General features: G+C 72.0%; 13 protein-coding genes. 5 read left to right on the top strand and 8 right to left on the bottom strand.

The window, feature by feature from the left end; all coding sequences use genetic code 11:
• Positions 1–71 precede the first annotated feature (71 nt).
• Positions 72–509 carry a bleomycin resistance protein gene (locus tag ACFVIU_RS30125; RefSeq protein ID WP_385846365.1) on the top strand — a complete coding sequence of 146 codons (438 nt, stop codon included), beginning with the start codon at positions 72–74 and terminating at the stop codon, positions 507–509.
• Positions 506–808 carry a hypothetical protein gene (locus ACFVIU_RS30120; protein WP_385846364.1) on the top strand — a complete coding sequence of 101 codons (303 nt, stop codon included), beginning with the start codon at positions 506–508 and terminating at the stop codon, positions 806–808. The genes ACFVIU_RS30125 and ACFVIU_RS30120 overlap by 4 nt, the downstream gene beginning before the upstream one ends.
• A 232-nt stretch (positions 809–1,040) precedes the next feature.
• Here the strand turns inward: ACFVIU_RS30120 and ACFVIU_RS30115 are convergent, their stop codons facing one another.
• The 3 genes from ACFVIU_RS30115 to ACFVIU_RS30105 form a co-directional block, all read right to left on the bottom strand.
• Entirely contained in the window at positions 1,041–3,224 is a 2,184-nt protein-coding gene (locus ACFVIU_RS30115) for an MMPL family transporter (protein WP_385846362.1), read from the bottom strand.
• A gap of 253 nt (positions 3,225–3,477) precedes the next feature.
• Positions 3,478–4,140, bottom strand: a complete 663-nt coding sequence (locus ACFVIU_RS30110) for a ScbR family autoregulator-binding transcription factor (RefSeq protein ID WP_385846360.1) — start codon at positions 4,138–4,140, stop codon at positions 3,478–3,480.
• Between the two features lie 90 nt (positions 4,141–4,230).
• On the bottom strand, positions 4,231–5,175 hold the full coding sequence (locus ACFVIU_RS30105; protein ID WP_385846359.1) for a helix-turn-helix domain-containing protein: 945 nt from the start codon (positions 5,173–5,175) through the stop codon (positions 4,231–4,233).
• A 139-nt stretch (positions 5,176–5,314) separates the two neighbouring features.
• Here ACFVIU_RS30105 and ACFVIU_RS30100 point away from each other — a divergent pair, with 139 nt between their 5' ends.
• Complete coding sequence (locus ACFVIU_RS30100) at positions 5,315–6,094, top strand: alpha/beta fold hydrolase (protein ID WP_385846358.1); 780 nt, start codon at positions 5,315–5,317, stop codon at positions 6,092–6,094.
• Between the two features lie 10 nt (positions 6,095–6,104).
• Here ACFVIU_RS30100 and ACFVIU_RS30095 read toward each other — a convergent pair whose 3' ends face one another.
• The 4 genes from ACFVIU_RS30095 to ACFVIU_RS30080 are packed head-to-tail and all read right to left on the bottom strand — an operon-like array spanning position 6,105 to position 10,825.
• Positions 6,105–7,001, bottom strand: coding sequence for a hypothetical protein (locus ACFVIU_RS30095; protein WP_385846357.1), 897 nt, complete (start codon positions 6,999–7,001; stop codon positions 6,105–6,107).
• Positions 6,998–8,170 (bottom strand): ferritin-like protein, encoded by a 1,173-nt coding sequence (locus ACFVIU_RS30090; RefSeq protein WP_385846356.1) that lies wholly within the window; start codon positions 8,168–8,170, stop codon positions 6,998–7,000. Before ACFVIU_RS30090 ends, ACFVIU_RS30095 begins: the two co-directional genes overlap by 4 nt.
• Positions 8,167–10,122, bottom strand: coding sequence for a GMC family oxidoreductase (locus ACFVIU_RS30085; protein WP_385846355.1), 1,956 nt, complete (start codon positions 10,120–10,122; stop codon positions 8,167–8,169). Before ACFVIU_RS30085 ends, ACFVIU_RS30090 begins: the two co-directional genes overlap by 4 nt.
• A 4-nt stretch (positions 10,123–10,126) precedes the next feature.
• Complete coding sequence (locus tag ACFVIU_RS30080) at positions 10,127–10,825, bottom strand: hypothetical protein (protein ID WP_385846354.1); 699 nt, start codon at positions 10,823–10,825, stop codon at positions 10,127–10,129.
• A gap of 275 nt (positions 10,826–11,100) precedes the next feature.
• Between ACFVIU_RS30080 and ACFVIU_RS30075 the strand changes: the two genes are divergently transcribed.
• Positions 11,101–12,015, top strand: coding sequence for a TIGR01777 family oxidoreductase (locus ACFVIU_RS30075; protein WP_385846353.1), 915 nt, complete (start codon positions 11,101–11,103; stop codon positions 12,013–12,015).
• Between the two features lie 127 nt (positions 12,016–12,142).
• On the top strand, positions 12,143–13,012 hold the full coding sequence (locus ACFVIU_RS30070) for a class II glutamine amidotransferase (RefSeq protein ID WP_385846352.1): 870 nt from the start codon (positions 12,143–12,145) through the stop codon (positions 13,010–13,012).
• An 11-nt stretch (positions 13,013–13,023) separates the two neighbouring features.
• On the opposite strand, the gene ACFVIU_RS30065 is transcribed toward ACFVIU_RS30070, so the two are convergent.
• A partial coding sequence (locus ACFVIU_RS30065) for a LytR C-terminal domain-containing protein (RefSeq protein ID WP_385846350.1) occupies positions 13,024–13,374 on the bottom strand: 351 nt, incomplete at its 5' end.

The raw sequence follows: 13,374 nt of genomic DNA, 5'->3' as shown, positions 1-13,374 counted from the left end.
GCAACCGGCGGTCAGCGCACTGTAGCGAGGCGTTGCTGTACGGGTGACCCCCCGCCTGCGAGACTGACCGGATGCCGGAAGTCGCCTTCACCGGGGTCGCGCCCGTCGTCCCCGTCCGCGATCTCGACGCCGCCCTGGACCGCTACCGCCGCCTGGGCTTCACGGCGCACGCCTACGAAGGCCCGGACCGCTACGGCTTCGTCGAGCGGGGCTCGGTTTCCCTCCATCTCACGGAGTGGCCCGGGCACGACCCTCAGCACACCGGAACTGTCATCTACCTCTACGTGAGTGATGCCGACGCCGTCTGCGCGGAGTGGAAGGCATCGGGCGTCGAAGGCCGCTTCTCCGATCCGGCGAACACGCCCTACGGCCTCCGGGAGTTCGTCTACATCGACGCCGACGGCACGGCTCACCGCGTGGGGTCACCGCTCCCAGCCCCAGGTACAGACCCCGCTCCCTCAACCCTCTCTTGTTGCACGCCCCAGCATGGAGCGGACAATGGCAGGTGAGCGAACCCTCCGCAGGCGGTGATCCAATGGCCGGTCTGAAGCGCACAACTGAGCAGGAAATAACCGGATTTGAAGTCTTCGACCTCGAACTCGGCGAGGACGAGCTGGCCGAACTCTACGCAGATCCCTCGAAGTTCCTGATGGAGCTGCTGCGCCGCGAAGGCCACCAGGTCAACAGGCTTGCCATCGACACCCGTATGAGCGAGCGCAACTGCGGGTGCGGCATCAAGATCGTGCACTCACTCCGTGAGGACTTCACGAAGTCCACCCACGTCGCTATCTGCGAGGAGTGTCTCTAGACCGGGACGACCTGAGTCGACGCTCCAGGTGTCGTTCGCGGTGACCGTCGCCGGCGCGCCCGCCGGCGACGCCAACGGCAATCCGTACAACGTGGACGGCTTCTCGCAGCCGCGCCGGTACACCTGGCAGGGACAGGTCGACTGCGCCCGGTGCGGGCACGCGGCGGCTGACGGCCGGCATGCCGAGGGGGCGGGAACGGCCCGTCGGCCGTGCCCGCCCCCTCGGTCCTCGCTACCTCCGGCTGGAGCGTCCCACCGGATCGTGCGGGGACGGGTCGTCGTCCGCGCCCCGCTCCAGCGGGCCGGAGCCGGTCGCGGCGGGCGTGTCCGCGCGGTCGCCGTGGCCCGGCCACCAGGCGGCGTGGCCGATCAGCGCGGTCAGGCTCGGGGTGAAGAACATCGCCATGACGAACGCGGCGATCGCGATGCCGAAGGAGACCGCGAAGCCCATCTCCGACAGCAGCGAGTTGCCCGCGAGCATCATGGTGGCGAAGGTCGCCGCCAGGATGAACCCGGCCGCGGCCACGGTGGGCCCGGCGTGGCGCAGCGCCATGCCGGCCGCCTCACGGGGTTCGCGGCCCTCGCGGGCTTCTTCGCGGAGCCGGGCGATCATGAGGATGTTGTAGTCGGTGCCGATGGCCACCACGAACAGGTACATGATCACCGGGAGCATGAACATCAGGCCCGAGTGTCCCTGCCCCTTCTGGAAGATCCACACGGTGGCGCCGAGGGTGGCGCCGAAGCCGAGGCCCACCGAGGCCATCAGGTACCAGGGGGCGACCACACTGCGCAGCAGCAGCCCGAGGATGAGCATGATGAGGAGCGCGGCGACGGGGAAGACCGTCTTGTAGTCGTGCTGGACCGCGGCGTTGATGTCCTTGTAGATGGAGGACATGCCGCCGACGACCGCCTCGGTGCCCTTGGGGGCGTCGGAGTGGGCGGTGTCGCGCACCCGGCCGACGGCGTCGATCGCCTTGTCTGTGGACGCCTCGTACTTGAGGGTGACGGTGAAGTCGGCGGTGGTGCCCGCCGTGTTCAGCTGGGTCAGCCGGGCGTTCGCCACACCGTCGACGGCGCCGAGCTTCTGCACGTACGCGGTGAAGCCGGTCTTGTCCAGCGGCTTGCCGTCGGTGCTGGAGAGGTAGACGTCGGTGGGTGCCGCGGCGCCCGCCGAGTACGCCTGCTGCATCCGGTCCTGGACGACCATGGACTCCTTGGTCTTGGGCATGGAGCCCGACGCCAGGTCGAAGGTGGCGTGGAAGCCGAGCGTGCCCAGGGACAGCACGACCAGGACGAGACCGGAGACGGCGGCGGTCAGCGCCGGGCGGCGCCGTACCCCTCGGCCGAGGGCGGCGAACCGGGCGTTGTCCGGCTCCTTCTGCCAGGACTTGGAGGGCCAGAAGACCTTCGGGCCGATCAGCGAGACCACGGCCGGGATCAGGGTCAGGCCCGCGACCAGGGTGGCGCCGACCGCGATGGCGAGCGCCGGGCCCATCTGCTTGAGGAAGCCCAGCGTGGACAGCACCAGCGCGAGGAAGGCGATGATGACCGCGCCGGCCGCGGAGGCGATGGCCTCACCGACCCGCCCGACGGCGTTCACCATGGCCTGCTTGGGTTCGTCGCCGGCCCGCAGGCGCTCGCGGTAGCGGAAGATCAGGAACAGGAAGTAGTCCGTGCCCACACCGAAGAGCACGACGATGAGGATGGACGAGATGGAGCTGTTGGCCTGGAGCCCGAAGAGCTTGGTGGCGTAGGCGATCAGCCCGTTGGCGACCGCGGACACCAGCCCGATGAGGACCAGGGGCAGCACGGCGAGGATCGGCGCACGGAAGATGATCAGCAGGGTCACCAGGATGATGACGAAGGTACCGATGCCGATCAGCGCCTGGCCGCGCTTGGAGGAGTCCTGCTGGTCCAGGGCCTGGGCGGCGGAGCCGCCGAGCCGCACGTCCAGATGGGTGCCGTGGGCGAGCTGTTTGACGTCCTCGCGCAACACCTTGGCCGCGTCGGCCTGTTTGGGCTGGCCGGCGTTCTTGCTGTCCATCTGCACCAGGGTCATGGCGTACCTGCCGTCCTTGGACGGCGGGCCGGGGACGACCTTCTGCACCTGGTCGATGTGCTTCTTGCCCAGCTCGGTGGTGATCCGGGCGACGTCCTTGCGGTCGGCGGCGGTCAGCCGGCCGCCGTCGGTGCGCTGGTAGAGCGCGATCGCGGACGGCGTGAAGGCGCTGGGGAACGCCTTCTGCTGGATGACCGCCGCTTTGATGGACTCGTAACTCTTGGGCAGGAAACTGCTCTCGTCACTGTTCGAGGGCAGGCTGGGGGCCGTGGCCACGATCGCCACCGCGGCGATCAGCCATGCCACGATCGTCCAGACGGGATGTCGGACGACCGTGGTGCCTATACGTCGGAACATGCGGGGGGGTCCTCCTGTGAAGGAAGATCACCGCCGCCCGGGGAGCGGACCCTGGCATCGGCGACCCCGACCGGCACGTGCCGCACACAAGCCGGTCGAACGGTTGTCTAGGTTTCACATCGTAGTGACATCGCATCAACTTCCCGCAATCAATAACGTTTTGAACCGCGTGGCGGCGGCGAGGCGGGGCAAACCGTCTCAGCGGTTTGGTATCGAGTGCCGCTGGGGTGTGTTCAGGCGGGAGGGGGCGGGTTCAGGAGCCGGTGCCCGCGAGGGGCTCGGCGGCGGCCCGTGCCTCGGCCAGCACCCGGGCGCCCCGGTCCGGCGCGGTGTCGAGCCGGATGAGGACGGCCGGGGCCGCGACCGCGGGCAGCAGATGGTTGAACAGGGCCGACATCCGGGAGTTGAGGTCGGCCCAGCCGGCGACGGCCTGCGAGACGAACTGCACGCCGATCCAGGCCCCCAGGAACACCTGGGCCGTCTCCTCGGGCACCACGTGCGGCAGCACCTCGCCGCGTTCCTTGGCCTCGGTCAGAAAGGTGCGGGTGGCCCCGGCCCACCCGGGCCAGGCGCTGTCGGCCTCGTCCTGCCCCTGGAGGTCCGCCGCGAGCCGGACCGCGGCGAGCAGCATCGGCTCCCGGGGCAGCCGCTCGGCCAGGCTCATGCCCGCGTCCACCCACTCCTGCAACTTCAGTTCCCGGGGCAGGCGGTGGTCGTTCGCCGTCTGCTCCTGGAGCACGCCCCGGGCGAGGGCCGCCTTGGAGTCGAAGTGGAAGTACAGGGCGCCCTTGGTGACGCCGGCGCGGTGCAGGATCTCGGCGATGGTGGCCGCCGCGTATCCACGCTCGGCGAAGACCGCGGCGGCGGCCTCCAGAACAGCACGTCGGGTCCGTACAGCTCGCTCCTGCCGAGCCATGGACCCTCCTCACGCTAAAAAATTAAACCAAACAGCTCGTACCCTACCCCACCGGGTTCTCAAGGAACGGGCAGCGGTGGGCGGTTGATGTCAGGCACGGGCCCGTAGCTCACGCGGTGCGATGCCGTACGTCTGCTTGAACAGCCGGGAGAAGTGGGAGGGGTCGCGAAAGCCCCAGCGCGCGGCCACGGCGGCGACCGTACGGCGGTCCGCGTGCGGCCCGGAGAGGTCGCGGCGGGCGCCCGCGAGCCGGCGCTGCCGGATCCAGGCCCCGACCGAGGTGCCCTCCTCGGCGAACAGCTTGTGCAGATAGCGCAGCGAGATGCCGTGGGCGGCGGCGAGTTCGCCGGGTGAGAGGTCGGGGTCGGCGAGCCGCTGGTCGATGAAGGCCTTGATCCGCAGGCACAGCGCCGCGCCCCCGGTGTCCGCGGGGCGGGGCGGATCGGGGAAGACGGCGGCGACCATGTCGGCGACGGCGTCGGACAGCAGGGTCGCGCGGGGCGAGGCGGCATGCCGGCCGGCGTCTTCGGCGAGCCGGGACAGGAACGGGGCGAGCAGGGAGCCGAGCGGGTCGTCGGCTGCGAGCCGGGTGGCGGTGACCGGGGTGGTCGTCCCCGGGGACTGCCGGGCGAGGCGGTGCGGGAGGGTGAACTCGTGCAGCCGGAAGTCGTCGTCGAAGCGCAGGGTGAAGGGGCGGGTGCTGTCCCAGCAGGCGGCGTCCCCGGCCCGCAGGACGCTCGTCCGGCCGTCCTGGGCGACGGTGACGGTTCCTTCGGCAACCACGCCCACCAGGAGGAAGGCGTCGTCCGCCCGCTCGATCAGCCGGCGGGTGCGCACCGCCTGCCCGGGGCCGGAGGCCACGGTCGCCACCTGGACGGCGCCCAGCGCCGCCGCGGAGACCTCCGCACGGAACGGGACGTCCCCGCCGGCCGGGGCGGTGACGTCGACCGGGACCGGGGTCCGCCGTACCGTCTCCCGCCACATCTCCAGCCGGTCGGCGGGCGGATGGTCGTCCGTGCGTGCTGTCACAGGCATGGCCCCAGCCTCGCACGGGCCGCTGTGCACGCGGATCCGGATGACCGTGCACGGACGGCCGGACCGGCACCGCCGCCGCGGGGCACGCTGGCGGCATCGGTCCCGCCGGCTCGCGGCGGGCGGTCCACAGGAGCGTGACATGCCGTTCTTCTCTGTCCACGACCAGAAGTTCCATGCCGAGGACAGCGGTGGCGAGGGCCCCGCCGTCGTCTTCAGCCACGGCAATCTGATGGACCACACGATGTGGGAACCGCAGATCTCCGCGCTGCGCGGCGGCTACCGGTGCGTGGCCTGGGACGAACGGCTGCACGGGCGGACCGTGGACGACGGCCGACCCCACACCTACTGGCAGTCCGCCGACGATCTGCTCGGCCTGCTCGACGCCATGGACATCGGTCGCGCCGTGCTGGTCGGGCACTCGCAGGGCGGCTTTCTCTCGCTGCGCGCCGCGCTGCGCGCCCCCGAGCGGGTGGCGGGCCTGGTACTGGTCGACACCCGGGCCACCGCCTGGCCGGAGCGGGATCTGGCCCAGATGGGGGCGGTGGCGGACGCCTTCGAGGCTGCCGGGCCGGACGCCGTGGGCCCGCAGCTGCTGGACCTGCTGATCGGCGAGCCGGCCCTGCACGAGGTGTGGCTGGCGAAGTGGCGAGCCCAGCCGCCCCAGCGGCCGGCGACCGCCGTGCGGACGCTGATGGGGGCGGACGACATCAGCGCACGGCTGTCCGGGATCACCGTCCCCGCACTGGTCGTCCACGGCGAACGGGACGCGCCCGTCCCCGTGGCCGCCGGCCGGGCGCTGCACGCCGCGCTGCCCGGCGCCCAGGAGTTCGTGCTGGTGCCGGGCGCCGCCCACACCCCGAACCTCACCCACGCCGCCGAGGTGACGCGGGCCCTCGCCGGGTTCCTCGGGCGGCTGTGACGCCGGCCGCTCAGCCGGCCCCGACCCAGTACGGCCGGTTCTGCGCCGCCGCCGGCGGGGACTGGTGGACCCAGGCACCGGCCGGTTCCCGGGCCGCGATCAGGTCGAGGAACGGCTTGCTGCGACCGGGCTGGGGATCGGCCCCGCCCACGCTGAACTCCAGCGTGCCGGGTCCCTCCCGCAGGTCGTACCAGGTGTACGGGGAGAGGACGTTGAGCGGCGCGGCCAGCAGCCGGGCGGCGTCGCCTGCGCCGTCCCGCCGGCTGCCGTACTCGGTGAACGGCGCGACGCTGACCGGACGGCCGGTCCGGCCCGCCAGATCGGCGGCGAAGGAGAAGTAGGTGTCGGCCGGGGCGAAGGAGCCGTCGGCCGCCGCCGTGCCGTCCCGGCCGCAGACCACCTTCCAGCGGTCCACGGCCTCCGGGGCGGCGGTGGTCTCGTTGGGCACCGGCAGGGTGTGCTGGAAACCGGCCTTGTACTTGGGCTCGTTGAAGAGTTCCACCCCCGCCCGGATGGCGATGTCGTTGTCGCAGGCGACATAGATGCGGCAGAAGCCGAGCAGCCGGGTCTGGTCCGCGCCGTGCGCGTACTCGGTGTAGCTGAGCCGCGGCACCCGGGCGGCAGCGGCCGTGGGGTGGGCGACCACGTTGAGTTCGATCTCCTCGGTGACGCCCGTGCCGGTGCCGAACTGCGCGAAGTACAGCTGGTAGTTGAAGGACAGGCACATGCTGTCGCCGAAGCGGGCCGGGGACAGCTCGCGGCCCGCGGGGTCCTGGTGCAGCAGGTCCCGCACGGCTTCCTGGCCGGCGGGGTCGTCGATGAGGTAGTCGAAGCCGATGTTGGTGAAGGTGCCGTAGAAGAAGGGCAGGCCGAAACCCGGTGGGAGGGGAGGCAGGGGGTCGCTCATCGCAGCTGTTCCTCGGGGGCGGCGGTGGGGCGGGCCCGGAGCGCGGCGGCGGCCTGCGGGCGGGCGGTCTCGAAGTGCTCCTGGACGAGTTCGAAGGTGGGACTGGCGTGGTAGCCCTGCGCGGCGAGCACCGGGTCGGGATAGGGGTTGCGGTAGAGCCGCTGGGCGAGGTCGCGCAGCTCCAGCATCACCGGGACCGCGTACCGCATGGCGAACGGGATGCCGGTGAAGGCCATCTCCATGAGGGTGAGAAGAAAGGCGTACCGCTCGTTGAACATCTCGGCGTGCCGGCGGACCTGGGACTGCGGCGGGTAGTGTCCGGTCTTCGCGTCCTCGCGGATGGCGTAGGCGTCGTCCCAGCTGACGTCGATGAGGGGGCCGCTGGGCTCGGTGCGCGGCTGGTCGTGTCTGCCGTAGCGGCGGCCGGTGCGGATCTCCTTGAAGCGGAAGTAGTGGGCGACCTGGCGTTCCTCGCCGAAGATGGTGTCGTCGCTGTCCCAGATGGTGCCGTCGGTGCCCTCGCCCTGGTCGCTGATCACCTCGACGGCGAGCAGTGCGCTCTCGAGGTCGGTGACGGCGAACGCCTCGCCGCCGGAGTTGTAGAAGTCCTCCGGGCCGACCTGGCGTTCGGGGGGCCCGGTGAAGATGGTGGAGCCGGTCGCCGTACCGTCCCGGTGCGCCTGTTGCTGCTTCTTCTCCAGGTCGGTCAGGCCCTGCCGGATGAGGTCGTAGAACTGCCCGATGGACGTCCAGCCGGTCTGCCCGGGTTCGGGCCGGACGAAGGAGCGGGGGCGTTCGATGAGCAGGAAGGTGTCCAGCGCCTCGGGCGAGAAGTGCCGCAGCGGGATGCGGGGCAGGCTCGGGTCGCTGAACGGGAGCTGCGCCGGGTACCCGGCGACGAACCGGGGGTGGGCGATGTCCGGGGTGCCGCCGACGGCGTTGAGCAGGTTGGCGGCGAGGGTGAGGTGCAGCATCTCCTCCAGGACGACGCTGCGGATGGTGTCGAGGGCGGGCCGGTTGGTGCCCGGCTTGAGGGTGTACATGCCGGTCAGATAGACGGGGATCGTCAGGTGCTCGACTTCCAGGGCGGCCTGGAGGTACGTCCGCAGCTCCGCCAGGTCGGCCGGTGGTCGCGGGCCGTTGCGGGTGAGGGTGTAGGCGGTGATCACAGGGCGCCCTCCGTCGCCAGGTGCTGCGGCTCGGTCGTCGTGGAGGTCACCGGCTGGTGCAGCCGGGCCAGGTCGCGGTGGATCTCCTCGGCGCTGCGCAGGGCGAGCGCGGCCATGGTGAGGGTGGGGTTGCTGGTGCCGATGGAGGGCATGCTGCCGCAGCCGACGGCGTAGAGGTTGGGATGGTCGTGGGTGCGCTGGTAGCTGTCGACCACCGAGGAGGCGGGATGGGAGCCCATGATGTGGGTGCCCGCGCCGTGGCCGGCGCCGTGGTAGGCGAGGTCCAGTTCCTCGGTGCCGATCCGGTGCCGGAAGTGGCCGAGGGGTGCGACGCCGTCGTGCGGGGCGTGGTCGGTGAAGTCCTGGGCGCCGAGGGCGGCGAAGATCTGCTGGGAGACCTTGCGGGCCGCGAAGATCCCGTCGCGGACGTGCTGGTCGAGGTTGTAGTGGAGGATGGGTTTGGGGTTGCCGACGCCGTCCCGGTACCGGCTCGGGTCGATGGTGACCCGGTTGGCGGGGTCGGCGTGCTGCTCGACGGCGATCTGGAGCTGGATCTGCCGGTTGATCTCGTCGCCGAGCCGGTGCCGCAGTGCCGGGCCGAACACGCCCTCGGTCTTGATCTCGCCCTGTGCGTCGCCGCCGAGGCCGAGCATCGCCGCGACGTTGCTGAGCGGGGCGCCGGTGGCCCAGCCCCAGCCCCAGTTGCCGATCTCGATGCGGAACGGCGCCCGCCGGGCCCGCCCGGCGCCGAACCGGAAGCACTCCAGGCCGCTGGTGTGCCCGGGGCCGCGGAAGGGCGCGATGGGCAGGTCCTGCGGCATCCGCGCCCACGCCAGCATGGTGGGGTGGTCCATGAGGTGGCAGCCGACATAGCCGCTGCGGTTGGCCATGCCGGAGGCGAGCAGCAGCACCGCGTTCTCGATGGCGTGCGCCGCGAGGACGACGATGTCCGCCTCGGCGGTGTACGGGGTGCTGACCGGGGTGGCCGGGTCGCCGTACTCGCGGAACTCCACCCCGCGCACGGTGTCGCCGCGGCCCGGCAGGACCCGGCTGACCACGCAGCGGGTGGCGAGCCGGACGCAGTCCGGGAAGTCCTGCTGGATCCGCAGCGGTGAGGACTTGGCCTGGACCGGGCAGATCGGGGTGCAGCTGGAGTTTCCGACGCAGCGTTCGCCGAAGTTGGCCAGGCCGACCGCGCCGCGCGGACGGTAGCCGCGACCGTGGTCGAAGAGCGGGTTGGGGGTGCTGTTACGGCCCTGGGGCAGTCCGTAGACCTTCAGCCGGAAGTCGGTGCCGGACACCTCGTCGTGTACGGCGCGGTCGTCGAGTTTCTCCTGGAAGACCCCGTCCTGGTAGCTCCAGGGGATCTCCTCCATGGGGTACTCGTAGTCGGGATCCGGTACGACCCCGAGGCGGTGCTGGGCCGCTCCGTCCCCCGCGGTGCCGATGAGCCGCTCCGCCGACCGCAGATGGGGTTCCAGTTCGGCGGCGGTGAGCGGCCAGTCGCGTCCGTAGTGGTAGCTGGTGTGGGTCGCGTAGTCCTCGGGGTGCATCCGGGGGGTGGCGCCCAGCCAGTGCATTCCGGCGCCGCCGAGCGCGCGGACGTAGTCGGTGCCGTAGGGCAGCGGCCCGGTCTGGACGAAGTGGCCGGTGGCCGTGTAGCCGGGCGGGGTGACGGAGGGGCTGAGGTCGAGGACGTCCGGAAAGGGTGCGGCGGTGTTGCGCCGGTAGGCGGAGTTCGGCACCTTGATCACCGCGCCGGAGAAGGTGTCGAGGGAGTCCTGGTAGCCGGGCCAGGTGTCGGTGCCGCCGTTGCCGGCCTCCAGGACCAGCACCTGCCAGCCCTGCCTGCCCAGGTGACGGGCGATCAGGCTGCCCGCCCAGCCGCTGCCGACGACGATGGCGTCGTAGCGGCGCCCGTTGACTTCGGAGCCCGTCGTGGTCACGGTCATCGCTTCACTCACTCGCTTCCTCGGGTTCCGTGGCCGGCGGGGCGGCCGCGGCCGGTACGGCGGACGGGGCGACGGCGCGGGACAGGCGCGAGCCCGGCAGCAGATGGGCGGGCACGCTGTCGGCGGGCAACCCGGCGTCGTACGCGGTCAGGGCGAGCGCGTCCGCGGTGCCCGGATCGGTGGCGGCGGACCGCAGTTCGTCGCGGATCTCCTGCTCGGTGGGCAGCCGGGCCGGCTCGGCGGCCCAGGTGCCGAAGCCCGGCGGTTTGGCCCCGGCCGGGTGACCGGCGAAGGAGCGCCAGACGAGCCCCTCGGGGTAGCTGCTGGGCGAGGCCACGAACTCGGTGTTCGGCACTTCGCGGCGGAGGGCGGCATGGGCGGCCGGGGCGAGCCGCGGCCAGCCTCCGGTGTACCAGAGGTAGGTCACGGCACGGGCGATCTCCCGGTGCAGCGGGGTGAGCCGGGCCGGCGGGTCGTCGTACGCGAGGGCCTGCTGCCAGGCGTCGAGGAACTCCGCGAGGTGGGACGCGCCCACCTGGCCGCGGACGGTGTCGAGGTAGAGCCGCGCCATGCCGGTGCCGTAGAGGTCGTAGCCGGCGAATCCGGTGAGCGGCATGGAGAGGGTGACGAATCGGTGGAGTTCGGGGTCGCTCTGGTCGGGGTCGGCGGGCTGGGCCGCGCCTGTGGTGTCGTCGGTGAGCACATTCACCCCTTGCGGTGGCGGGTGAGAGGAGACCGGACGAGTGATTGTCCAAGCGGGGCGATCGTCCGGCAACACACCCGGTCGGCTGCGGTCCGTTGCCCGGGACGGCGCGGGGACGGGCCGCCGCCCAGCGGGAAACGGTTTTCCGGAGACGCCGCGGGGCAATCCATGCTCTCGGCATATTCACTGCTGTGGGCGAAGACTCGAACACGGGTCGCCGCGCCGGACTCCGCCAGTACTTGAACTTGCAAGCACCCGGTGTAGGGTGGGGCGCCATGCGCGTCGCGATCACCGGGTCCACCGGACTCATCGGCTCCGCCCTCACCCGCTCCCTCCTCGCGGACGGCCACCAGGTCGTCCGTCTCGTCCGGCACCGGTCGGCGACCGCACCCGGGGACGGCAGCGAATCAGCGCACTGGGACCCGGCCGCGGGGCACATCCAGCCCGGCGCGCTGGAGGGCGTCGACGCCGTCGTCCATCTGGCCGGCGCGGGCGTCGGGGACAAGCGGTGGACCGAGGCCTACAAGCAGCAGATCCGGGACAGCCGCGTCCTGGGCACCCGGACCGTCGCGCAGGCCTGCGCGACGGCTGCCGCACCGCCGCGCGTCCTGGTGTCCGCGTCCGCCACGGGCTACTACGGCGACACCGGCACCCGAATCGTCACCGAGCGGGAACCTGCCGGGACCGACTTCCTGGCCTCCGTGTGCGTCGACTGGGAGGCCGCCGCCGAACCGGCGCGCGCGGCCGGGGTGCGGGTGGTGCATCCGCGCACCGGTCTGGTGGTGTCGGCCGAGGGCGGCGCCTTCGGGAAGCTCTTCCCGCTCTTCCGTCTCGGCCTCGGCGGCCGGCTCGGCTCCGGCGACCAGTACTGGCCGTTCGTGTCCCTGGCCGACCACATCGCGGCCCTGCGCTTCGCCATCGACACCGAGGAACTCTCCGGCCCCGCCAACTTCACGGCACCCGAGCCGGTGACCAACCGTGCGGTCACCCGGGCGCTGAGCCGTGCGCTGCACCGGCCGGCGCTCGCCGCCGTCCCGGCGTTCGCACTGGACGCGGTGCTCGGCGAGTTCGCCGCGAGCATCACCGCGAGCGCGCGGGTCGTCCCGGCGGCCCTGCTGGAGGCCGGCTTCACCTTCCGCCACCCGACGATCGACCAGGCGCTCGACGCGGTGCTCCGACCCGCCGCCTGACCCGGGCGGGAACGGGCAGGCGGGGCACGGGATGTCGGCCGTTCGGCCCACCCGCCGGGCCGCGCGGGCTTTCGCTCCGCCCCCACCGGGCATAAGGTCCTGCGACCGGTGGACGAAGGAGGCTGTGATGTGCCGCCTGTTCGGGCTGACCAGTGCTCCGCAGCGTACGCACGCGACCTTCTGGCTTCTCGAGGCGCCCGACAGCCTCAGCGCACAGAGTCACCGGGAACCCGACGGCACCGGGCTCGGCTACTTCGGCCCCGACGGTGCGCCGGAGGTGCACAAGGAGCCCATCGCCGCCTACGCGGACCGTGCCTTCGCGCAGGAGGCCCGGCAGGTGGAGTCGGCCACCTTCGTCGCCCATGTCCGCTATGCCTCGACGGGCGGCCTGGAGCCGCGCAACACCCACCCGTTCGAGCAGCGGGGGCGGCTGTTCGCGCACAACGGCGTGATCGAGGGGCTCGACCTGCTGGAACGCCACCTCGGCGCAGACCTCGCGCTGGTGCGCGGCGACACCGATTCCGAGCGCTTCTTCGCCCTGGTCACACGGGAGATCGAGGCGCACGGCGGTGATGTGGGGGCCGGTCTCGTGGCCGCGGCACGCTGGGCCGCCGGCCATCTGCCCCTGTACGCCCTCAATCTCGTCCTGGTCACCGCCGAGGAGCTGTGGGCGCTGCGCTATCCCGACACCCATGAGCTGTACGTCCTTCAGCGGCCGCCCGGCGGCCATCACGGGGGACGTCATCTCGACCACACCGGCCGCGACGGACGCCTGCGGGTGCGCTCGGCGGCGCTGGCCGGGCGTCCCGCGGTGGTCGTGGCGAGCGAGCGGATGGACGAGAACCCGCACTGGCGTCTGCTGGCACCCGGCGAGCTGCTCCATGTGGACCGTGAGCTGCGCGTTGCTTCCCACATCGCCCTGCCCACCCCACCGGCCCACCCGCTCACCCTGGCCGACCTGCACCCCGCGGCGGCGGCGTCACAGCGGCCCGCCTGACCGGACTGTGCTCAGGAGTCGGAGTCGGGGATCTTGGTCGCGGCCGCGTAGGCCTGGGCCGGGGTCATCGGCACCCCGTTCAACTCCACCGTCCGGTACGGGCTGACCTTGGCGCACGTCTTGGCCTGGTCGGCGGTGGAGGCATGGGCGTTGGACACCGCGGCCTTGGTGTCCGCGGCGGTCGCGGCGGGGAAGACGGTGCCGTCGGGCCAGTCGGCGCCGATGACCAGCGTCAGCCCGCTGCCGCTGCCCTGGTGCAGATGCGCACCGGACAGATGCAGCGCCTTGGCCACCGTCTGCGCCTGCGCCTTCTGCCCACTGCCGTAGGTCAGCGCGGTGACCGCCGCCGCACTGGGCGCGTT

Origin of the sequence: Streptomyces sp. NPDC127190 (genome assembly GCF_042672505.1) — a bacterium.
Taxonomy (GTDB): Bacteria; Actinomycetota; Actinomycetes; order Streptomycetales; family Streptomycetaceae; genus Streptomyces.
The sequence above is the reverse complement of the archived record's forward strand: the minus strand, read 5'-3'. Positions and strand labels throughout refer to the sequence as shown.

Excerpts from the sequence above, each read along its gene's own strand:
- ACFVIU_RS30105 (WP_385846359.1), bottom strand. The coding sequence starts at position 5,175 with ATGCCTGTGACAGCACGCACGGACGACCATCCGCCCGCCGACCGGCTG.
- ACFVIU_RS30070 (WP_385846352.1), top strand. The coding sequence starts at position 12,143 with ATGTGCCGCCTGTTCGGGCTGACCAGTGCTCCGCAGCGTACGCACGCG.
- ACFVIU_RS30115 (WP_385846362.1), bottom strand. The coding sequence starts at position 3,224 with ATGTTCCGACGTATAGGCACCACGGTCGTCCGACATCCCGTCTGGACG.
- ACFVIU_RS30075 (WP_385846353.1), top strand. The coding sequence starts at position 11,101 with ATGCGCGTCGCGATCACCGGGTCCACCGGACTCATCGGCTCCGCCCTC.
- ACFVIU_RS30125 (WP_385846365.1), top strand. The coding sequence starts at position 72 with ATGCCGGAAGTCGCCTTCACCGGGGTCGCGCCCGTCGTCCCCGTCCGC.
- ACFVIU_RS30095 (WP_385846357.1), bottom strand. The coding sequence starts at position 7,001 with ATGAGCGACCCCCTGCCTCCCCTCCCACCGGGTTTCGGCCTGCCCTTC.
- ACFVIU_RS30085 (WP_385846355.1), bottom strand. The coding sequence starts at position 10,122 with ATGACCGTGACCACGACGGGCTCCGAAGTCAACGGGCGCCGCTACGAC.
- ACFVIU_RS30110 (WP_385846360.1), bottom strand. The coding sequence starts at position 4,140 with ATGGCTCGGCAGGAGCGAGCTGTACGGACCCGACGTGCTGTTCTGGAG.
- ACFVIU_RS30100 (WP_385846358.1), top strand. The coding sequence starts at position 5,315 with ATGCCGTTCTTCTCTGTCCACGACCAGAAGTTCCATGCCGAGGACAGC.